Annotated in this window: 22 protein-coding genes; 12 read left to right on the top strand and 10 right to left on the bottom strand. The window is 64.9% G+C overall.

Going from position 1 to position 18,899, the window contains the following annotated elements:
* The first annotated feature begins 47 nt into the window (after nucleotides 1-47).
* The 3 genes from LC083_RS06585 to LC083_RS06575 all read left to right on the top strand — a co-directional run bounded on the left by LC083_RS06585 (nucleotide 48) and on the right by LC083_RS06575 (nucleotide 3,612).
* On the top strand, nucleotides 48-1,565 hold the full coding sequence (locus LC083_RS06585) for a fumarate hydratase (protein ID WP_226700025.1): 1,518 nt from the start codon (nucleotides 48-50) through the stop codon (nucleotides 1,563-1,565).
* Between the two features lie 99 nt (nucleotides 1,566-1,664).
* Entirely contained in the window at nucleotides 1,665-2,882 is a 1,218-nt protein-coding gene (locus tag LC083_RS06580) for a sensor histidine kinase (RefSeq protein WP_226699687.1), read from the top strand.
* The gene (locus LC083_RS06575) at nucleotides 2,875-3,612 is read left to right on the top strand and encodes a LytR/AlgR family response regulator transcription factor (RefSeq protein WP_160608589.1); all 738 of its coding nucleotides are present in this window, start codon (nucleotides 2,875-2,877) and stop codon (nucleotides 3,610-3,612) included. The genes LC083_RS06580 and LC083_RS06575 overlap by 8 nt, the downstream gene beginning before the upstream one ends.
* A gap of 110 nt (nucleotides 3,613-3,722) precedes the next feature.
* Here LC083_RS06575 and LC083_RS06570 read toward each other — a convergent pair whose 3' ends face one another.
* Nucleotides 3,723-4,028: a UrcA family protein gene (locus tag LC083_RS06570; protein ID WP_160608588.1), complete on the bottom strand. Its 306-nt coding sequence runs from the start codon at nucleotides 4,026-4,028 to the stop codon at nucleotides 3,723-3,725.
* A 205-nt stretch (nucleotides 4,029-4,233) separates the two neighbouring features.
* Here LC083_RS06570 and LC083_RS06565 point away from each other — a divergent pair, with 205 nt between their 5' ends.
* The 4 genes from LC083_RS06565 (at nucleotide 4,234) to LC083_RS06550 (ending at nucleotide 6,517) form a co-directional block, all read left to right on the top strand.
* The gene (locus LC083_RS06565) at nucleotides 4,234-4,500 is read left to right on the top strand and encodes a hypothetical protein (RefSeq protein WP_226699686.1); all 267 of its coding nucleotides are present in this window, start codon (nucleotides 4,234-4,236) and stop codon (nucleotides 4,498-4,500) included.
* 39 nt (nucleotides 4,501-4,539) lie between these two features.
* The gene (locus LC083_RS06560; RefSeq protein WP_226699685.1) at nucleotides 4,540-5,397 is read left to right on the top strand and encodes a diacylglycerol kinase family protein; all 858 of its coding nucleotides are present in this window, start codon (nucleotides 4,540-4,542) and stop codon (nucleotides 5,395-5,397) included.
* A complete protein-coding gene (locus LC083_RS06555) occupies nucleotides 5,387-6,247 on the top strand; it encodes a metallophosphoesterase family protein (RefSeq protein WP_226699684.1) in 861 nt (286 codons plus the stop codon). The genes LC083_RS06560 and LC083_RS06555 overlap by 11 nt, the downstream gene beginning before the upstream one ends.
* A 72-nt stretch (nucleotides 6,248-6,319) precedes the next feature.
* Entirely contained in the window at nucleotides 6,320-6,517 is a 198-nt protein-coding gene (locus tag LC083_RS06550; protein WP_160608585.1) for a hypothetical protein, read from the top strand.
* Between the two features lie 76 nt (nucleotides 6,518-6,593).
* On the opposite strand, the gene rpsI is transcribed toward LC083_RS06550, so the two are convergent.
* The 5 genes from rpsI to LC083_RS06525 all read right to left on the bottom strand — a co-directional run bounded on the left by rpsI (nucleotide 6,594) and on the right by LC083_RS06525 (nucleotide 9,820).
* Complete coding sequence (rpsI, locus tag LC083_RS06545; RefSeq protein WP_160608584.1) at nucleotides 6,594-7,118, bottom strand: 30S ribosomal protein S9; 525 nt, start codon at nucleotides 7,116-7,118, stop codon at nucleotides 6,594-6,596.
* Entirely contained in the window at nucleotides 7,118-7,597 is a 480-nt protein-coding gene (gene rplM, locus LC083_RS06540; RefSeq protein WP_160608583.1) for a 50S ribosomal protein L13, read from the bottom strand. Before rplM ends, rpsI begins: the two co-directional genes overlap by 1 nt.
* Before the next feature lie 159 nt (nucleotides 7,598-7,756).
* Nucleotides 7,757-8,482, bottom strand: coding sequence for a hypothetical protein (locus tag LC083_RS06535; RefSeq protein WP_226699683.1), 726 nt, complete (start codon nucleotides 8,480-8,482; stop codon nucleotides 7,757-7,759).
* Nucleotides 8,469-8,798 carry a divalent-cation tolerance protein CutA gene (gene cutA, locus LC083_RS06530; RefSeq protein ID WP_226699682.1) on the bottom strand — a complete coding sequence of 110 codons (330 nt, stop codon included), beginning with the start codon at nucleotides 8,796-8,798 and terminating at the stop codon, nucleotides 8,469-8,471. Before cutA ends, LC083_RS06535 begins: the two co-directional genes overlap by 14 nt.
* Nucleotides 8,795-9,820: a COX15/CtaA family protein gene (locus LC083_RS06525; protein ID WP_226699681.1), complete on the bottom strand. Its 1,026-nt coding sequence runs from the start codon at nucleotides 9,818-9,820 to the stop codon at nucleotides 8,795-8,797. The genes cutA and LC083_RS06525 overlap by 4 nt, the downstream gene beginning before the upstream one ends.
* 141 nt (nucleotides 9,821-9,961) lie before the next feature.
* Here LC083_RS06525 and LC083_RS06520 point away from each other — a divergent pair, with 141 nt between their 5' ends.
* The 4 genes from LC083_RS06520 to LC083_RS06500 all read left to right on the top strand — a co-directional run bounded on the left by LC083_RS06520 (nucleotide 9,962) and on the right by LC083_RS06500 (nucleotide 12,273).
* A complete protein-coding gene (locus LC083_RS06520) occupies nucleotides 9,962-10,366 on the top strand; it encodes a MerC domain-containing protein (protein ID WP_160608578.1) in 405 nt (134 codons plus the stop codon).
* A gap of 10 nt (nucleotides 10,367-10,376) precedes the next feature.
* Nucleotides 10,377-11,357 carry a sulfur carrier protein ThiS gene (gene thiS / locus LC083_RS06510; protein ID WP_319003416.1) on the top strand — a complete coding sequence of 327 codons (981 nt, stop codon included), beginning with the start codon at nucleotides 10,377-10,379 and terminating at the stop codon, nucleotides 11,355-11,357.
* A 19-nt stretch (nucleotides 11,358-11,376) separates the two neighbouring features.
* Nucleotides 11,377-11,673 (top strand): GNAT family N-acetyltransferase, encoded by a 297-nt coding sequence (locus LC083_RS06505; RefSeq protein ID WP_226699680.1) that lies wholly within the window; start codon nucleotides 11,377-11,379, stop codon nucleotides 11,671-11,673.
* Nucleotides 11,674-11,745: 72 nt separating this feature from the next.
* The gene (locus LC083_RS06500; protein ID WP_160608575.1) at nucleotides 11,746-12,273 is read left to right on the top strand and encodes a hypothetical protein; all 528 of its coding nucleotides are present in this window, start codon (nucleotides 11,746-11,748) and stop codon (nucleotides 12,271-12,273) included.
* A gap of 3 nt (nucleotides 12,274-12,276) precedes the next feature.
* On the opposite strand, the gene LC083_RS06495 is transcribed toward LC083_RS06500, so the two are convergent.
* From LC083_RS06495 to LC083_RS06480, 4 genes are all read right to left on the bottom strand, one after another.
* Nucleotides 12,277-12,963: an aquaporin gene (locus LC083_RS06495; protein ID WP_226699679.1), complete on the bottom strand. Its 687-nt coding sequence runs from the start codon at nucleotides 12,961-12,963 to the stop codon at nucleotides 12,277-12,279.
* A gap of 6 nt (nucleotides 12,964-12,969) precedes the next feature.
* A complete protein-coding gene (locus LC083_RS06490; RefSeq protein WP_413469444.1) occupies nucleotides 12,970-14,772 on the bottom strand; it encodes an AMP-dependent synthetase/ligase in 1,803 nt (600 codons plus the stop codon).
* Nucleotides 14,773-14,868: 96 nt separating this feature from the next.
* Nucleotides 14,869-16,578, bottom strand: coding sequence for a gamma-glutamyltransferase (ggt, locus tag LC083_RS06485; RefSeq protein WP_226699678.1), 1,710 nt, complete (start codon nucleotides 16,576-16,578; stop codon nucleotides 14,869-14,871).
* An 11-nt stretch (nucleotides 16,579-16,589) separates the two neighbouring features.
* On the bottom strand, nucleotides 16,590-17,618 hold the full coding sequence (locus LC083_RS06480) for a quinone-dependent dihydroorotate dehydrogenase (protein WP_226699677.1): 1,029 nt from the start codon (nucleotides 17,616-17,618) through the stop codon (nucleotides 16,590-16,592).
* Nucleotides 17,619-17,974: 356 nt separating this feature from the next.
* Between LC083_RS06480 and LC083_RS06475 the strand changes: the two genes are divergently transcribed.
* The gene (locus tag LC083_RS06475) at nucleotides 17,975-18,892 is read left to right on the top strand and encodes a helix-turn-helix domain-containing protein (RefSeq protein WP_226699676.1); all 918 of its coding nucleotides are present in this window, start codon (nucleotides 17,975-17,977) and stop codon (nucleotides 18,890-18,892) included.
* Nucleotides 18,893-18,899 lie beyond the last annotated feature (7 nt).

Genomic DNA, 18,899 nt, shown 5'->3' with positions numbered 1-18,899 from the left:
TCGGGGAGCGCAAATCTGCAACATGGGAATGCGCGGCGATGAGCGACATGACGACCATCACGGAAGAGGACCTGATCGAGAGCGTTGCCGACGCTCTCCAGTACATCTCCTATTACCATCCGATGGACTACATCCGGGCCCTTGGCGAAGCCCACGAGGCCGAGAAGGGCCTCGCAGCGAAGGATGCGATCGCCCAGATCCTGACCAACAGCCGGATGTGCGCCGAAGGCCACCGGCCGATCTGCCAGGACACCGGCATCGTCAACGTCTTTGTGAAGTGGGGCATGGACTGCCGCCTTGAAAGCAAGCGGAGCCTGCAGGAAGTCGTCGATGAAGGCGTGCGCCGGGCTTACAACCACCCGGACAACAAGCTGCGTGCCTCGATCCTGGCCGACCCGGCATTCACTCGCCGCAACACGCGCGACAACACGCCGAGCGTCCTTTCGGTCGAGATGGTCCCAGGCAACACCGTCAGCGTCGATGTCGCGGCGAAGGGCGGCGGCAGCGAGAACAAGTCCAAGTTCAAGATGATGAACCCCTCGGACAACATCGTCGACTGGGTCGTCGAACAGCTGCCCTCCATGGGCGCCGGCTGGTGCCCTCCCGGCATGCTCGGCATCGGTATCGGCGGTACGGCAGAGCACTGCATGAAGCTCGCCAAGCTCAGCCTCATGGACCCGATCGACATGGGCCAGCTGAAGCAGCGCGGCGCGCAGACCGATCTCGAGCAATTGCGGATCGACATCTTCGATGCGGTCAATGCGCAGGGTATCGGGGCGCAGGGCCTTGGAGGCCTTTCGACCGTGCTCGACGTGAAGATCATGGACGCGCCGTGCCACGCCGCAGGCAAGCCGGTGGCGATGATCCCGAACTGTGCGGCGACCCGTCATGCGCATTTCACGCTCGACGGATCGGGCCCCGCCTATCTCGAGCCGCCGAAGCTCGACGAATATCCGCAGGTGACCTGGAAGCCCGATGTGGCAGCGCGGCGGGTCAACCTCGACGCACTCACACCTGAAGAGGTGTCGAGCTGGAAGCACGGCGACCGCTTGCTGCTGTCGGGCAAGATGCTGACCGGGCGCGATGCGGCGCACAAGCGTATCAAGGACATGCTCGATGCGGGCGAGGAACTGCCCGTCGATTTCCGCGGCCGCGCGATTTATTACGTCGGCCCGGTCGATCCGGTGATGGGCGAAGTGGTCGGCCCAGCCGGCCCCACCACCGCCACGCGGATGGACAAGTTCACGGAAATGATGCTCGACCTCGGCCTGCTTGCCATGATCGGCAAGGCGGAACGCGGGCACAATGCGGTGGAGGTGATCAGCCGCTTCAAGGTCGCATACCTGATGGCGACGGGCGGCGCTGCCTATCTCGTCAGCCGCGCGATCAAGGGCGCGAGGGTGCTCGCCTTCGAGGATCTCGGGATGGAAGCCATCTACGAATTCGAGGTGCAGGACATGCCGGTCACGGTTGCCGTCGACAGTGCGGGCAACAATGTCCACACGCTGGCGCCTGCCGAATGGCGGCGCCGGATTGCGGAAGGCGATCTCGAACCCGCCGAATGACGTTGATCTTCGACAAACCGCGTGGGTAGTCCGACCGCCGGACTTCCCAGCGGGCCTTGGAACGGGCAGATAAAACCCGTTTTGAACGCTGAACGACAGATGAACCCGGAAACAGTCAACGTCCCGGTCCGCACGGTTTCCGTGTCGATCGTCGGCCTGTGGTGCGCCTATTTCCTGCTGATCACCGCCCGTGGCTGGCTGATCGGCCTCGACTTCGAATTCGACCTGATCTGGCGGCGCGTCGCCGTTACGGTCGCGGCCATGGGCGTGACCTTTGTCCTGTGGCTGATCGTGCGGCTGTTCGACAATCGCTCGCTCGCCGCACAGATAAGTGTATCGCTGGTTTTCGCGATGCCTGCCGCGCTGCTGATCGCGCAATCGCAGCAGTGGTTCTTCGCCCCCATCCAGGAACGCTACGAAGCCAAGATCGCCGAGGAACGCGGCATTTCGCTGCGGCGCGACGACAATGGCAATCTCATCATCGAGGGCCCCACGCCGGTCGAACCGCAGATAGGCGGACCGCTGGGAACGGCAACGCCGACCACCGGCACGGCACAGGTCGTCCTGCCGGACGACCGGGCCGAAGATCGCTGGCTGCAGCTGATCGAGATGGGCCTCGACCGCTATTTCCTGCTGCTCGCGTGGTCGGCGCTTTACCTCGCCCTGCTTGCCGGCGTTCGCGCGCAAGTTGCCGAGCGTCGCGGCGAACGGTTCCGCACGGCGGCCAAGGCGGCCGAGCTGCGCTCGCTTCGCTACCAGGTGAACCCGCATTTCCTGTTCAATACGCTCAACTCGCTCTCCGCGCTGGTGATGACCGGCAAGGAAGACCGGGCGGAACAGATGATCCAGTCGATCTCGCGTTTCTATCGCCACTCGCTGGCCGATGATTCCACCGGCGATGTGAGCCTCGAGGACGAGATCGACCTGCAGGAGCACTATCTGGAAATCGAATCCGTCCGTTTCCCCGACCGCCTGCGGGTGAGGGTCGACTTGCCGCACGAGCTTGCCAACCTCAAGGTGCCGGGCATGATCCTGCAGCCGCTGGTCGAAAACTCGGTCAAATACGGCGTCTCCGCCAGCAATCGGCCCGTGACCATCAGCATTGTCGCGCGCGAGGAATACGGGCGGCTGGTGCTGAGGGTCAGCGACGATGGCCCCGGCGTGCCCCCGGGTCACAAGGGCGGTTTCGGCATCGGGCTTGCCAATGTGCGTGACCGACTGGAGGCACGCTTCGGCAACGAGGCGTCAATCAGTTCCGGCCCCGCGCTCGACGGATACGAAACCGAACTCAGGCTTCCGATGGTGAAACATGGCTGACGAGAACGGAGACCGGCTGCGCACGCTGATCGTCGATGACGAGCCGCTCGCGGTCGAACGGATGCAGGTAATCTGTTCCAAGATGGACGACCTTCACGTGGTCGGCACGGCGAGCGATGGGGCGCAGGCCCTTCGCCTGATCGAGGCACTGGGCCCCGACCTCATCCTGCTCGACATGACCATGCCCGAAGTGGACGGCCTGTCGGTCGCCCGCGAACTGGCGGGCCAGGAAGAGCGGCCCGCCGTGGTCTTCGTGACCGCGCATGACAATTACGCGGTCGAGGCTTTCGATCTCGACGCGGTCGATTACGTCCTCAAGCCGGTCAAGCCCGACCGGCTGGAGCGGGCCATCCAGCGCGCGCTCTCGCGCCGCTCGGAAGGCGGCCGCACCGAGAGCAAGTGGCTCGAGGAACTGTGGATCCCGCACCGCAGCGAGCTGATCCGGATCGAGACCGACGAGGTCAGCCGCATCGATGCGGAGCGCGACTATGTCCGCCTCCACGTGGGCGATCGCTCCTACCTGCTGCTGCAGACCATTGCGGGCCTCGAAAAGCGTCTCGACCCGGCGAAGTTCATCCGCATCCACCGCTCCACCATCCTGCGCAAGGAACACATCAAGGGCCTGCGCCATGACGGGCTGGGCGTATGGTCGGTCGAGATGGACGATGGCGAGGCGCTGCGTATCGGGCGCACCTATTTGCCCAAGGTCAAGGCGATGGCCGGGCGCTGAGGCTGCCTCGCCCGGGTCCGCTTCAAATCAGTACAGCGCTGGAAAAGGGAGGACCCCGACCGGGGGACTGCATTCCGGCCGGGGTCCAGAAGTTTGACGGGCTGGGGGTATCAGCCGCCCTTGGCGTGCTGTTCTACGACAGCAGCGAACTGTTGGTTGGCGCGCTCCTTGGCGGCGACGTAGCAGCGCTCTGCATCACGGTCGCGAATGCGCGTGCCGGTGATCGAATTGTCGAGCTTGCAGACGCGCCGCGCCGCGATGTCGATCCGGTCGGAAAGTTTCTTCTGGCCCTGTGCCGTGGCGAGGTTGAGGTCCTGGTAGGCAACCTCGGTGCTCGTCTTCACCGGCATGTCGCCGCCCGCAAGAGCGGGGGCGGAAAGCGAGAGCATGGCGATCATGATAATGGGGGTCTTCATGGGTCTTCTCCGGGTTGCGGCGGACCCCGGTGTTCTAGGGGGACTGGGGTACGTGAGGTCCGCCGCTGAGAACCGTATTACCCAGCTACAACTGTAATCGCACGCGACCTTCGACCGGCGGCGAGGCGATTTGGACGATGTGCTGGCGGCAACCGACGAAACGCGATTCGCAATCTGCGAACGGCAAGCCTATGTTTTCAGGGCCATGCCGGTAATCCTGCTCTTCTTTCTCGGAGTCGCGAACTTCGCGGTGCACAAGGCAGTGCTGAACAGCGGCCACCCGATGCTGGACGCGCTGCCCTCGTTCTACCGCAGCGCCGGCGGACGATTGTCGCTCATTTTCGAGTTCCTGGTGTTGCTGGTTGCCATGCTCCTTGCCGCGAACGGGTGGCCCGGTGCTGCGACCGCCTATGCCGTTTACAGCCTGCTCAATTTCGGCACGGCCTGGCTGGTCCTGACCGGGCGCATCTGACGCGCGGGAACCGCCCCTGCCGACGGGCGCTTGGCAGGTATGACAGCGAACTCTCCCCTCTGGCTGCTGGTCAATTCGCACAGCGGCAGCTTCAGCGAATCCGCTGTGAAGGCAGTGGAAGACACCTTTTCCGCCCACGGCCTGACCGTCGCCCGCCGGATCTGCTTCCCGGACGAGGATATGCCGACGGCAGGCGAACTGGACGCTGCGGGCGTGGGCCTGCTGGCCGTCTTTACCGGCGACGGTACGCTCAATGCCGCGATCACGGGCCTCTATGGCTGGAGCGGCCAGATCCTGGTGCTGCCCGGCGGGACAATGAACCTGCTGTGCAAGCGCCTCCACGGCGATGATGCTCAGGCAGGGGACATCATCGAGCGCGTTGCCTCGGGTGTTGCCATCACGGTCCGCCTGCCGGTCGCACGCTGCAACGCAGGCGACGCACTGGCCGGCTTGCTCGTCGGGCCGGGCACGAGCTGGGCCCATGTCCGCGAAGCGATGCGCGATCTCGACATTCCCGCAATCCTGAAAGGCACCGGTGAGGCGGTCGGCGAAACTGCAGGCGGCATCATGGTCCGGTGCGCGGAACCGGAGCGCGGCCGGAATGATGGCTATCCGCTGATCGAGATCACTCCGTCGCATCGCGGGATGCAGGTCGATGCCTTTTATGCGGACGAGGCAGGCGAATATGTCCAGCAGGGCTTTGCCCTCCTGCGGCGCCGGTTTCGCGAAGGGCCGCACGAGAGACTGGGGCTGCTGGACGAGGCGCGCTTCGTCTCTGCCGATGGCAGTGCCTTGCCGGTCCTCGTCGATGGCGAGCCGGGCGAAGTGGAATCGGGTGCGATATTCACTGTGGCTGCATGCGAGGTCGATCTGCTAGCGACCCACCATGGCTACTGACGCGCGGCGCATCTTCCACCTTTCGGACATCCATTTCGGGCTCGAGGACAATCGCGCGCTCGACTGGGTGCAGCAGGAAATTGCCGAGAAGCGGCCGGATGCCGTGGCCATTACCGGCGACCTCACCATGCGCGCACGCCACCGCGAGTTTGCTGCGGCGACATCTTGGATCAACTCGCTGGACGCGCCAGTGACGGTCGAAGTCGGCAATCACGACATGCCCTATTTCAACCCGATCGAGCGGTTCGTCGATCCGTACCGCCGGTTCCGCGGAATGAGCGAGAAGGTCGAGAAGGAAATCGACCTCGGTTGCCTTGCCATCGTTCCCCTGAAAACCGCGGTTCGCGCACAGCCGCGCCTCAACTGGTCTAAGGGCTGGGTCACCGATGCCGCGCTGGAGAAATGCCTCGCCGCGATCGATGCCTTGCCGGATGGGGAGCGCGCGCTGGTTGCCGTGCACCACCCGCTGCGCGAAGTGGGGACGCAGGGCACTGCTCTCACCAAGAATGGCGACAAGGCGCTGCGCGAACTGGCGAAGCGCCCCGTCGTCGCGGTACTGTCCGGCCATGTCCACGATGCCTTTGACATCATGGAGGAGACCAGCGAAGGCCCGGTGCGCATGATCGGCGCAGGCACGCTGTCGCAGCGCACGCGCTCGACGCCGCCCAGCTTCAACGACATCCAGTGGGACGGCGAGACGCTCCATGTGACAGTACGCAACCTGCAGGACGTGGAAACCTGCGACATGCAGATCGACGACGTTCCGGAAAATGCCATGCCTCCGCGCGAACCGGGCGAACCGGTTGCGCCCGTCCGCCAGGTCCCGCGCGTCGATCCGCCCGTCCATTGAGCGCGTACGCGCGATTAACTCCGTTTTTACCGTCGCGTGCGAGGCTGGGCCCCGAATAAGGGGAAAGTCGCGATGGAATTCTTCAAGGCCGTGCCGCTCGGCGGCATCCTGACTTACGTCGTGTCGCTGGTGATCGGCTCGCAGGGCTCGCGCGGCGGGTTCCTGTCGATCTACCGCGCCGAGATGTTCGAATACGAGCTCTGGTGGAGCTGGCCGCTGTTCTTCGCGGGCAGCGCGCTCGCCTGGGGCATCATGATGCTGCAGCGCTGAGGCGGCGCAAAGAAAAAGGCGGCCCCTCGCGGAGCCGCCTTTCCTCGGTGATCGGTAAAGATCGTCTGGAAGCGGATTAGCGCTTCGAGAACTGGAAGCTGCGACGTGCCTTGGCACGGCCGTACTTCTTACGCTCGACCACGCGGCTGTCGCGGGTGAGGAAGCCGGCGGCCTTGACCGTCGAACGCAGGGCCGGCTCGTACTTGGCGAGAGCCTGCGAGATGCCGTGCTTGACCGCACCGGCCTGGCCCGAAAGACCGCCGCCCTTGACGGTGGCGACGACGTCGTACTGGCCCTGGCGCTCGGTGATGGCGAACGGCTGGTCGATGACGAGACGCAGCGTCGGACGTGCGAAATACACTTCCTGGTCGCGGCCGTTGACGATGACCTTGCCCGTGCCCGGCTTCAGCCAGACGCGTGCGGTGGCGTCCTTGCGGCGACCGGTCGCATAGGCGCGGCCCTGGGCATCGAGTTCCTGCTCGCGCAGGGGAACGTCGGCCTTGGCAGCGATCTCGGCAGCGTCACCCTCGGGGGCATCGCCGGCGATGTTCTTCAGATCGGCGAGATCCGAGACGGTTTCGTTCTTCTGTTCGTCGGCCATTATGCAGCAGCCTTGTTCTTGCGGTTCATCGAGGCAACGTCGAGCACCTGCGGCTTCTGGCCGTCATGCGGGTGTTCGGTGCCGGCATAGAGGTGGAGCGCCTTCATCTGCGCACGGCCGAGCGGGCCGCGCGGGATCATGCGCTGCACGGCCTTTTCCAGGACGCGCTCGGGGAAGCGGCCTTCGAGGACCTTCGCCGGAGTCGTTTCCTTGATGCCGCCCGGGTGACCGGTGTGCTTGTAATAGACTTTGTCGTTCATCTTCTTGCCGGTGAACACCACCTTGTCAGCATTAATGACAATGACATGGTCGCCGCAATCGACGTGCGGCGTGAAGCTCGGCTTGTGCTTGCCGCGCAGGATGTTGGCGACGATTGCCGCGAGGCGACCGACGACGAGCCCTTCGGCGTCGACGATGTGCCAGTTCTTTTCGACCTCTGCCGGTTTGATCGACCGGGTGGCCTTGGTGAGAGCCTTCATGGCTTTGTGTCCGTTTTCTCGAGTTCACCGTACTGCCTGACAGTACGAACTTACCTTGCGGATCCGTGCAGACGGGGCCGCTGAGCGCGCGCCAAATGGCGGCCAAAGTGCGATTCGTCAAGCAAATCCGCGGGTCTGCGGTGGGGTAAAATAATACGCCTAGCTTGCCGGGACGATGCGCCAGGCTTCGCGCGTCTCCCGTCTGCTGTCCCCGATACGGGTGGTCACGCGCCGCTCGCTCTGCCGCAGCAGGCCGGTCTGCGGATCGGCGCTCGCTGCGATGGCGACTTCGAAAGAGCCCTGCAATCCGCCCGCAAGCGCCACGGGCTGTGTTTCGACGCTTTGGCCGGTCGCGGGAAAGAACAGATCGCGCGGCACCTGGCTCACGATCCCGGACGCGGCATTGCCGATAGAAGAGATAAAGGATCGCGCTTCCTGTCGCTCCCCGGGGTTGGCCACTGCCGCTTCGATGACATCCATTGCGCGCGCGACAGCCGCGCTGATGTCGGGACCTGTCTCCTCGTCCCAACCGACGATCAGGCCGGAGCGGTCGAGCTGCAACGGGAAGATCGCGCTGGCATCGCGGGCCTCTTCCATGCGCGCGAAACCTGCGAGCGATGGCGGCGCCTCAACTTTGGCGGAGATTTGCGAGGCATCCACCACTGCACCCGCGCCCAGCGCCCTGAACGTGCAGGACCAGCTGCGGGTCACGCGGATCAGAGCATTGTCCGCAAGGTACCGGTCGAGCGTGCGCTCGAGAACGAGAGCAGCGCTCGGGAATGCGGGCCTTGCCCGGGCCTTGGCGGCGAGCGGCGCCGGAAGCATGGGCAGGACTGCCAGCGCGCCCAGCGCGCGCACCACCGACCTGCGATCACTTCCCGGCATTGCGACCCCCCGTAGCCAGTTCGCCCAGCCAGCTGCGCGTCGCCGCGCCCGACTGACAAGGCCAGCCCAGTATCGCCGGGCTTTCGTAGGGGTGCAAGGTTTCCAGTCGCGCAATCGCCTGATCGAGAAGCGAAACGTCCGTCTTGAGCAGGGCGGGAATCTCTTTCGCGCTCCCACGCTCTCCATCCCATATGAACATGGAGGTGATGGAGCTACCTATATTGACGCAACCGATAAGGCCTTCGTCTAGCAATTGGCCCCCGATCCGCTGTGCCGTCTCTGCGTCCGGGAAGGGGCAGTAGACGAGCGCGGTCACGCTTTCCTGCCGAGCAGATGGGCGGCCCAGGTGAAGCTGGCGACGAGCAGTGCGCCCACGACTTGGTGCGCCACCGCAAGCCAAAGCGCGACGCCCGTCATGACCGTGGCGATGCCGAGCAGGATTTGCGTTCCGAAGGCCGAATGGATCGCGACCGAAGCGCGACGCTCGATCGGTTTGACCTTCCGCGCCATCACGATCAGGGCCGCCACGACAACCCACGCCCACCAGCGGTGTAGCCAGTGGACGAGATATGGGTCGTGAGTCATTGCGTAGAACAGACCGCGTGAAGCGTCGAATTCGGGGATCAAGCGGCCCTGCATCAGCGGCCAGCTGTCGCTTGCAAGGCCAGCGTTGAGGCCGGCCACCCACGCCGCCAGCACCAGCTGGATGAAGAGCAGCGCGCCCACCCAACTTGCCGTCGCCGTCCAGCGCGCCTTCCCAGTGTGTCCGGCAGCAAGGCGGCGGAAGTCGAGCGCGGTCCAGACGAGTGCCGCCAGCGTGATCATCGCAGTCATGAAATGCAGCGAGAGCATGAAATGACTCACGTCGGTCATGGTCTCATTGAGGCCGCTCTTGACCATGAACCAGCCGAACACGCCCTGCAGCCCGCCCAGTGCGAGCAGGCCGACGAGGCGCAGCTTGTACCCCTGCGGAATAGCACCGCGCACCCAGAACCACGCGAGGGGCAGCGCAAAGGCGAGGCCGATCAGCCGTCCCCACAGGCGGTGGAACCACTCCCAGAAGTAGATGAACTTGAAGGCGGCCAGGTCCATGCCGGCCGGGCCGGTCACGTTCTTGTATTCGCCGGTTGCCTTGTACAGATCGAACTCGGCCTGCCAGGCCGCTTCGCTCAGCGGAGGTATCGCGCCGGTAATGGGTTTCCATTCGGTGATCGAAAGGCCGCTTTCGGTCAGGCGGGTGATCCCGCCGACGGCAACCATGACGATAACCATCACGGCCACGGCAAACAGCCAATTGGCGAGCGCGATGGGGCGGATTTTGTCGGGGCTGGCAACCATGGTGCGCCTGTTTGCCGCGCCGCGCGCCAAGTGCAAGTGCGAATCGAGCAAGCGGCATTCCGGTCACTGCAACGTGGCATTCGTCGTAAAATGCACTCACCGCCCTTGTAACAAGAGATACTATCACATATCTCGCATGTCATGTTGCAACGCGCCATCTCTCCGATTCGGCGTCGACTCGACCGCGTCGGGATCGGCCTCTCGGGCCTGTGCGCGATTCATTGCCTCGCCTCGATCGTGCTGGTGTCCGGCCTGGGCGTGGGCGGAGAGTTCTTCCTGTCGCCCGACATCCACCGTTACGGACTGGTCGTCGCGACGCTGGTTGCGGCGGTGGCGATCGGCTGGGGCGCCCTGCGCCACCGCATGGCCGCGCCCTTCGTCATTGCCATGACCGGCCTCACCTTCATGGGCGGCGCGCTGGCCGTGCCGCACGGGGTCAAGGAAGCGGTGCTGACGATCATCGGGGTTGCGCTCGTCTCGCTCGGCCACATCCTCAATATGCGCCATTGCCATTCCGCCGCTTGCAAGGAGCGCTGCGGAGACTAAGTCGGGGCGCATGATTGCGCTGACCGTAAATGGCGATACCCGCCGCACCGCCGCTTCCACCATCGCCGATCTCGTGCGCGAGCTGGAGCTCGACCCTGCCAAGGTTGCGGTCGAACACAATGGCACCATCGCGCCCCGCAGCGAGCTGGAACGCCATGCGCTGTCCGACGGCGACGTGCTGGAAATCGTCCATTTCGTCGGCGGGGGCGAAGGCGCTGCATCGGACGACAGCTGGACCGTCGCGGGCCGTACTTTCCGCAGCCGCCTGATCGTCGGCACGGGCAAGTACAAGGATTTCGAACAGAACGCCGCCGCGCTCGAGGCCTCGGGTGCGGAAATCGTCACGGTCGCCGTTCGCCGGGTCAATGTCAGCGATCCCAAGGCGCCGATGCTGACCGATTATATCGACCCGAAGAAGATCACCTACCTGCCGAACACGGCGGGCTGTTTCACGGCCGACGAAGCGATCCGTACGCTGCGCCTCGCGCGCGAGGCGGGTGGCTGGGACCTGGTCAAGCTGGAGGTGCTGGGCGAGGCGAAGACGCTTTATCCCGACATGCGCGAAACGCTGGTCGCGACCGAGACGCTGGCCAAGGAGGGCTTCCTTCCGATGGTCTACTGTGTCGACGATCCGATTGCGGCCAAGCAGCTCGAAGATGCAGGTGCCGTCGCGGTCATGCCGCTGGGCGCGCCGATCGGCTCGGGCCTCGGCATCCAGAACCGCGTGACCATCCGCCTCATCAAGGAAGGCGCGAACGTGCCGGTGCTAGTCGATGCCGGTGTCGGCACGGCTTCCGATGCCGCGGTGGCGATGGAACTGGGCTGCGACGGCGTACTGATGAATACCGCCATTGCCGAGGCGAAGGACCCCATCCGCATGGCCCGCGCGATGAAACTGGCGGTCGAGGCCGGCCGCGACGCCTATCTCGCCGGGCGCATGGCGACGCGCAAATATGCCGACCCGTCGAGCCCGCTCGCCGGACTCATCTAGCCCACGAAAGGAATTCCCCTTGGCCGATCTCGACATCAAATTCGAAGAAACAGGCAGCAAGGGGCGATATGTCTACCGGCCCGAAGGTGGCGGTGACGAAGCCGAGATCACTTTCTCGCGGGTCAGCCCGACGCGGATCATCGTCGATCACACCGGCGTGCCAGACAGCATGCGAGGGCAAGGCGTCGGCGCGAAACTTGCCGCCCATGTGGTGGCCGATGCCAGGGCAAAGGGGGAGAAGATCATCCCCCTTTGTCCGTTTTTCAAGGCGCAGGCGCAGCGCCATGAGGAATGGCAGGACGTCGTCGAACTCTAGGCTCGCGGATCATGCTTACCTCGCGTTAACCATATTGCGCGACACTTCCCTTGTAACAGGGGAGTGCCGATCATGGCCGTTACGAATACCGCCGCGATGACCATTGCGGAAATGCGCGAGTTTGCCAGCTTCACCGCAGCAGAGCAGCGCTATATCCGCCGCAGCCTCGATATCGGCCTCGGCCGCTGCGACGCGTTCCGTATCTGGGGCCGGAGTGCGGGCGAGAACGCCGCCATCCGCAGCCAGTACGTCACGTACCAGGAACTCAAGGTCCTGCGCGGTTCGATCCCCGTGGACTCCAGCTTCGAGCGGATCGAGGGCTTCGTCGGCAAGCTGACGCGCGTCGCTGCCTTCGACCTCGCACAGGAGCGGATCGACTGCTTTTCCGCCTTCCGGTTCCTCTATGAACGCCTGCTCGGGGCGGACGTTCGCCCCTGGCTGCCGAGCGCCTTCTGCGCCGCTGCCGCCCTGCCGCAGATCCGCCCAGAACGCCGCAAGATGCTGCTCCAGTCATTGAGCGAAGCCGCCGCGACCGCACCCGGCTGGTCCGACCGCGCGCCCAGCTTCTATCCGGAGTTCATCGAGGAAGTGGCGGCCTGAGGCTTACGGGGCAAGACTCGCCTCTTCACCACTCGTAGCCCGCCAGCCGAAAATCCGTTCGGCGACGACCCAGGCGACAACTCCCCCCACGATCTGGCTCGCCACGAATGCCGGGACGTCGGGCGGTGAGATGCCCGAGAACGTGTCGGTGATTGCGCGTGCGATCGTGACTGCCGGATTTGCAAACGATGTGGACGCAGTGAACCAGTAGCCTGCGGTGATGACCAGCGCGACCGCAGTGGGCACGACCTCGGGGCGCGCCCGCAGGGTGCCGATGATTGTAAACACCAGCGCGAAGGTCGCGACCCCTTCGGACAGCCATTGAGCCGATCCACTCCGCACGCGACCGGAAGATTGGACAAGGTCGAGATCGAACATTGCATGCGCCACTACCGAGCCCCCCAGCCCCCCTACCACCTGCGCTGCGATGAAGGCGAGTGCGAGCAGAACGGACATGTCGCGCCGCAGCAGGAAAACGAGGGTGACGACCGGATTGAAATGCGCGCCCGATTCGGGCCCCAGCATGGTGATCAGGACATAGAGGATCGCGCCGGTCGCAATCGCATTGGCGAGCAGGGCCACGCCGGCATTATCGCCCGACAAGGTCTCTGCCATGATGCCCGACCCAACGACCGTGGCGACGAGCAGCAGCGTGCCTAGAAACTCACTGGCGAGCTTTCGGGCGGTCATGTCGGATTAGCTGCGATAAAGCCCGTCCAGCCGGTCCGCGTAGCGTTCGCGGATCTTGTGGCGGCGGATTTTCATCGAGGGGGTCATTTCCTCGTTCTCGATCGTAAAGGCCTCGTCCGCGAAGGCGAACTGGCGGACCTTTTCGATGACCGAGAGATCCTTGTTCACCCGGTCGACCGCGCCGCGCACGGCGGTGCGGAATTCCGGATCGTCTTGCAACGCCTTGAGGTCGAACTTCTTGCCATGGGCGCGTGCCCATTCGACCGCCCATTCCGCATCGGGCACGATCAGCCCGACGATGTAGGGCCGCTTGTCACCCGCCACCATCGCCTGGCCGATTTCGGGCTGCAGCGTCAGCATGCCCTCGATCTTCTGCGGGGCGACATTGTCGCCCTTGTCGTTGACGATCATGTCCTTCTTGCGGTCGGTGATGACGATGCGGTTCTTCTCGTCGAGATGGCCGATGTCGCCCGTGTGCAGCCAGCCGTCCTTGATCGTGCGCGCGGTTTCCGCATCGTTCTGCCAGTAGCCGTGCATCACCAGCTCGCCGCGGCACAGGATCTCGCCGTCCTCGGCAATCCTGATCTCGACCCCGCGCATGGCCGGACCGACCGAGTGCATGGCGATGCCTGCGGCAGGTCGGTTGCAGGAAATCACCGGACCGGCTTCGGTCTGGCCGTAGCCCTGCAGCATGGTCAGGCCCATCGATTCGAAGAAGACGCCGACATCGGGGTTGAGCGGCGCGCCGCCCGACACCATCGCCTTGATGCGGCCGCCGAAACGCTGGCGGATCTTGGGCTTCAGCAGCCGGCCGACCATTGCGTCCTTCAGGCCGTCGCCGAACTGGCGCTTGCCCTCGGCGCGGCGGGCACCGACTTCGAGCGCGGTGTTCATCAGCTTTTCTGCCAGGCCGCCCTGCTTCTGGACCTGCTTCATGATGCGCGTGCGCAGCACTTCGAACAGGCGCGGCACGACGACCATGATGGTCGGGCGGGTTTCCTCGATATTGCTGGCGAGCTTTTCGAGGCCTTCTGAATAATAGATCTGCGCACCCACGCTGATCGGCAGGAATTGCCCACCGGTATGCTCGTAGGCGTGGCTCAGCGGGAGGAACGACAGGAAGCGTTCGTCGTCGGCAATCCCGAAATCCTCGATCAGGATTTCGGCGGCCCCTGCGACGTTGCACAGGATCGCGCCGTGGTGCTGCAGCACGCCGCGCGGAGCGCCGCCGGTGCCGCTGGTGTAGATGATGCAGGCGGTATCGCCGCGCCCGATCTTGGCGATCCGTTCGTCTACTGCCTTGCGCGCTGCCTCAGCATCGCCCGTGGTCAGCTTGTCCCAGTCGTGGAAGGTGAAGCTGCCCGACTGCTGGCGGTGCAAGTCCTCAATGCCGATTACGTGCTCGGCGATACCGGAGGCCTGCAGCGCCCCGTGGAGCGGCTTGAGCAATTTTTCGTCGGAAACGATGACCGCGCGCGAGCCCGAATTGTCGAGGATGTGCACGTGGTCGCGTTCGGTATTGGTGACATAGGCCGGCACGGTGATGCAGCCCGCCGCCATGATGGCGAGGTCGGCGATGCACCATTCCGGCCGGTTTTCGGACACGAGGCACACCCGGTCCCCATCGACGAGGCCGAGGCCGCGCAGGCTTTCGGCCAGCAGGCAGACGCGGTCGGCCGCCTCGCCCCAGGTCATCGTCTGCCAGCTGCCGCCTTCCTTCCAGCCGAAGAACGGCTGGCCGGACTTCTCGTCGGCGCGCTTCAGGAATAGTTCGACCAGATTGTTGGCGGAATCGATGTCCGACAGCACAGGCAGGCTCCTCGCGAAAAACTTCGTCGTCTGTTGCAACGTTGGCAGGGGCTTAGGCCCCTCCAGCGCTGGCGGCAAGATGGATGGGCCGCCGCCTCAGGGCATATCGAGCTGGCCTTCGAGGCGCGGGTCGCGCGCGCTCTGCCAGCGGCCGTCGCGCTTCACCAGCGCCCCGCCCTTGATCGGCGCAGGCCGGATCATCAGCTGCGTATGGCCCAGCGCGCGGAAAGCGTCGGCCTTCTCTTCCAGCCAGGTTCCCTCTTCCAGCAGCACGCGCTCGCCGAACGCCATGAGGAACGGCAGGCCGAGCGCTTCTTCCGCATCCAGCCCGAAATCGATGGCGCCGATGATGGCGCGCGTCGTGGTGATCGGGATGGTGCTGCCGCCGGCGGCACCCACGACCATGAAGGCATTGCCCTGCGGATCGTAGACCACGGTAGGCGACATCGAACTGCGCGGGCGCTTGCCGCCTTCCACGCGGTTGGCGACCAGACGTCCGTTCACCTGCGGGCTGCGGCTGAAATCGGTCAGCTCGTTGTTGAGGTAGTAGCCACCCACCATCAGCCCCGAGCCGAAGGCGCTTTCGATGGTGGAGGTGTAGGACACCATCGTGCCTTCGCCATCGACCACGGCGAGGTGCGAGGTGCCGTGTTCTTCCGGCTCGTCGCCGTCTGCCAGTGCGATGGGCGCGCCGCGCGGCCTTCCTGCCTCGGCCACTTCGATCGACCGGTCGGGCGAGATAAGCGCGCTGCGCTGCGCCAGATAGCTCTTCTCCAGCAGGCCCGCGACGGGCACGCTGACGAAATCGCTGTCGGCGAGATAGAGCTCGCGGTCGGCATAGGCGAGGCGCTGGGCCTCCACGAAGAGGTGCCAGGTTACCGGGTTGTCCGCCCCCAGCGCGCGCAGGTCGAACCGTTCGAGCTGGCCGAGGATTTGCTGTACGGCGATACCGCCTGAAGTCGGTGGGCCCATGGAGCATATGCGATAGGCGCGGTAGCTGCTGCACACCGCGCCCCGTACCTTGGCTTCGTATCCCGTCACATCCGAATAGGTCATCGCGCCCGGCTTGGGCGTGTCGGCGGCGACAGTGGTCGCGATCGCAAGAGCGTGTTCACCCTTGTAGAATGCTTCGGCACCGCCCGCGGCGATCTTTTCAAAAGTGCGCGCCAGTTCCTCGTTGCGCACCAACGTACCGGCAGGGAGCGGCTCGCCCGATGCATTGTAGTACATCGCCTGCGCTGCGGCCGAATGGGCTGCCGTCGTGCGCGAGCGGCCCAGCGCATCGTGCATCCGCGGATTGATCCGGAAGCCTTCGCGCGCCAGCCGGATGGACGGCTTGAACAGTTCCGCCCAGGCAAGGCGGCCGTGTTCGCCATGCGCCTTGGCAGCCAGCGCGATGTTGCCCGGCACGCCGACGCTCAGCCCGCTGCGGACCGATTCGATGAAAGGCGGTACGCTACCGTCCCCGGCGAGGAACCAGTCGGGCGTCGCGCCTGCCGGTGCGGTCTCGCGCCCGTCGAAAGTGGTCACGTCGCCATCGGCCTCGCCGCGCACCAGGAAGCCGCCCCCGCCGATGCCCGAGCTTTGCGGTTCGACCACGGTAAGCGCGAGCATCACGGCAATGGCCGCATCGGTGGCGCTGCCACCCTTGCGCAGGATTTCCTCGCCCGCCTCCTGCGCGCGCGGATCGGCGGCGCTGACCGCACCGACGCTTGCCTGCGCCGATGCGGCGGGCTGGGTGGCAGGAAGGGTCGCGCAGCCGGCAAGGGCGAGCGCGACAAGCGAAACGGTGGCAATCCTCGTCATGGCGCGGGACGCTATGCGGTTCCGACCGCCTCCGCAATCGAGGAAAATCCGTCGCGGCGCATAAGGCGTTCAAGACCGCGCAGGATGCGCCGGGGCAGGCCCGGTCCTTCATAGACCATGGCGCTGTAAAGCTGGACCAGGCTGGCACCTGCCCGGATGCGCGCCCAGGCGTCTTCGGCCGTGGCAATCCCGCCGACGCCGACAAGCGGAAGCTGGCCGCCGGTTGCCTTGCGGAAGTCCGCCACCCTTTGCTGGGCCAGATTGCGCAAGGGTGCGCCCGACAGGCCGCCTGTCTCGTCAGCATGGCTCGAACGGAGCGCGGGGCGCGAAATGGTGGTGTTCGAGACGATCAGGGCCCCCAGTTCCTTGTCGAGAGCGATACGGGAAATCGCATCGATATCCGCCGGCTCCAGATCGGGTGCGACCTTGAGGAATACGGGCGGACCGTCCTTCCCGCGTGCGTCGAGCACCGCATCGAGCAAGGAGACAAGCGCACCCTCGTCCTGCAGTGCGCGCAGGCCCGGCGTGTTCGGGCTGGAGATATTGACGGCCAGATAGGTTGCATGAGGTGCCATCAGCCGCGTCATTTCGGCGTAATCGGCGATCCGGTCCTCGCTGTCCTTGTTCGCGCCGATATTGATGCCGAGCACGCCGGGGCGTCCCTTGCGGGCCTCGAGCCGGGCAAGAGCCGCCTGTGCCCCGCCATTGTTGAACCCCATCCGGTTGATGACCGCGCGGTCTTTCACGAGGCGGAAGAGGCGAGGCTTGGGATTGCCGGCCTGCGGGCGCGGGGTAATCGAGCCGACTTCGGCGAATCCGAAGCCGAGCCCAAGCAGTTGGTCGGGTACTTCGGCATCTTTGTCGAATCCTGCCGCCATGCCCAACGGGTTGGGAAAGTCGATACCCGAGACGCTTGTGGCCAGCGTACCTGCCTTGCCTGCCGCACGCACCGGCGAGACCTTCAGGGCGGCTACCGTAAGGCGGTGAGCGCGCTCCGGGTCGAGGGCGAAGAGGGCGGGCCGGGCAAGGTCGAACAGCATGGCGCGGCGATATGGCCCAGCACGGTTTCGGTGTCGAGCGGGGCCTGCTTCCCTTTGTAAATTTCCGCCAAAATGAAGGGGAAGGGGCGGCTGTGTCGCATGCATACAATCAAAATTTGCCCGACTCGTCTTATCTAACCCCTGCGACCCGAAGGGCTCGGAGCAGCTTTGCAACGAGTTCTCAACTATAGAGGGCGGCTCTTCACGAGCCGCCCTTTTTTTCCATGGCGCACGAAGTAGGGGCTCTTCGCGGACCCCGTCTCGCCAAGGCAAATGTGACAGCAGAATTGCCACTTGCAGTCCCGCGGTCTACAGAATCGGGTGTTTCGTGAGGAAACGCGGGCGCGGGGACCTAATTGGGCAAGATCGAAGAACAAGGCGGGCTGCCCTTCAGCTTCGAGTTCATCGAAGCGCCGGCTGACCTCAGGCCTTATTGCAATTCGCTGTATATTTTCCGCGCCTCGGAGGCCGGATACGAAGACTGGCTGCCTGCCTATTCGGGACAGCTGGCCGTCGTGCCGAGCGGGTATGCTGACATGCCCTTCGACAAGGGCGTGGTGGGCCGGACTTCCGAAGTCACGCTGATGGGTCCGCTGGTAAAAGCGCGCCCGTTCAAGATCTATGGCCCGATGCTGATGCTCGGCGTGTCGCTCAATTTTCGCGGCTGGGCGGCGTTCACTGGGCTGCCGGTCAACGAGAACCACGATGCATTCCTCGATCCGGCGACGGCCATGTCGCCCGACCTGCTGGCGCGCCTCGCCGCCCTGCCAGATGCCCTGCGGAGCGGAGAGATCGACGAACGCGGGGCACTGGACGCAATGGCAGCGGTCGTGCGCGACGGGCTGAGCGAGCTGTCGGTGCGCCACGTCCAGGTTATCGACACGACGCTGGAATGGCTGTCCTCCTCCTTCAAGCCCGAGATCGAGGTGCTGCAGGACAAGCTGCCCTATTCCGAACGGCAAGTGCAGCGGCTGGTGACGCGTTTCTTCGGCCAGCCACCCGTCCGCCTGATCCGGCGCTATCGCGCGGTGCGCGCGGCGACCTTGCTCTCGCTGCCCGAACTCCCGCTCGAGATCGAGGCCGAGATCCGCGACGCGTTTTACGACCAGGCGCATATGATCAAGGAGATACGCGCCTTCACCGGGAAAACCCCGCGGCGCATCGAAAAGAACGACGGGACCCCGGTTCGCGACATGCTCGGTCCCGACGGTTATTCCTCGGTCGACCTGTTCGGCGGAAGCGAGGACCGGCAACTGGGCCGCAAGCCCGTCTAGGGGCTAA

Source organism: Qipengyuania gaetbuli (assembly GCF_020524765.1).
Taxonomy (GTDB): domain Bacteria; phylum Pseudomonadota; class Alphaproteobacteria; order Sphingomonadales; family Sphingomonadaceae; genus Qipengyuania; species Qipengyuania gaetbuli_A.
This window is presented reverse-complemented; position numbering and strand designations above follow the sequence as displayed.

Coding starts and splice junctions, on each gene's coding strand:
- LC083_RS06520 (WP_160608578.1), top strand. CDS start 9,962: ATGTTGCAACGCGCCATCTCTCCGATTCGGCGTCGACTCGACCGCGTC.
- LC083_RS06495 (WP_226699679.1), bottom strand. CDS start 12,963: ATGACCGCCCGAAAGCTCGCCAGTGAGTTTCTAGGCACGCTGCTGCTC.
- LC083_RS06480 (WP_226699677.1), bottom strand. CDS start 17,618: ATGCTGTTCGACCTTGCCCGGCCCGCCCTCTTCGCCCTCGACCCGGAG.
- rplM (WP_160608583.1), bottom strand. CDS start 7,597: ATGAAGGCTCTCACCAAGGCCACCCGGTCGATCAAACCGGCAGAGGTC.
- ggt (WP_226699678.1), bottom strand. CDS start 16,578: ATGACGAGGATTGCCACCGTTTCGCTTGTCGCGCTCGCCCTTGCCGGC.
- LC083_RS06570 (WP_160608588.1), bottom strand. CDS start 4,028: ATGAAGACCCCCATTATCATGATCGCCATGCTCTCGCTTTCCGCCCCC.
- LC083_RS06555 (WP_226699684.1), top strand. CDS start 5,387: ATGGCTACTGACGCGCGGCGCATCTTCCACCTTTCGGACATCCATTTC.
- LC083_RS06580 (WP_226699687.1), top strand. CDS start 1,665: ATGAACCCGGAAACAGTCAACGTCCCGGTCCGCACGGTTTCCGTGTCG.
- LC083_RS06535 (WP_226699683.1), bottom strand. CDS start 8,482: ATGCCGGGAAGTGATCGCAGGTCGGTGGTGCGCGCGCTGGGCGCGCTG.
- LC083_RS06500 (WP_160608575.1), top strand. CDS start 11,746: ATGGCCGTTACGAATACCGCCGCGATGACCATTGCGGAAATGCGCGAG.
- LC083_RS06585 (WP_226700025.1), top strand. CDS start 48: ATGACGACCATCACGGAAGAGGACCTGATCGAGAGCGTTGCCGACGCT.
- LC083_RS06565 (WP_226699686.1), top strand. CDS start 4,234: ATGCCGGTAATCCTGCTCTTCTTTCTCGGAGTCGCGAACTTCGCGGTG.
- thiS (WP_319003416.1), top strand. CDS start 10,377: ATGATTGCGCTGACCGTAAATGGCGATACCCGCCGCACCGCCGCTTCC.
- rpsI (WP_160608584.1), bottom strand. CDS start 7,118: ATGGCCGACGAACAGAAGAACGAAACCGTCTCGGATCTCGCCGATCTG.
- LC083_RS06560 (WP_226699685.1), top strand. CDS start 4,540: ATGACAGCGAACTCTCCCCTCTGGCTGCTGGTCAATTCGCACAGCGGC.
- LC083_RS06525 (WP_226699681.1), bottom strand. CDS start 9,820: ATGGTTGCCAGCCCCGACAAAATCCGCCCCATCGCGCTCGCCAATTGG.
- LC083_RS06575 (WP_160608589.1), top strand. CDS start 2,875: ATGGCTGACGAGAACGGAGACCGGCTGCGCACGCTGATCGTCGATGAC.
- LC083_RS06550 (WP_160608585.1), top strand. CDS start 6,320: ATGGAATTCTTCAAGGCCGTGCCGCTCGGCGGCATCCTGACTTACGTC.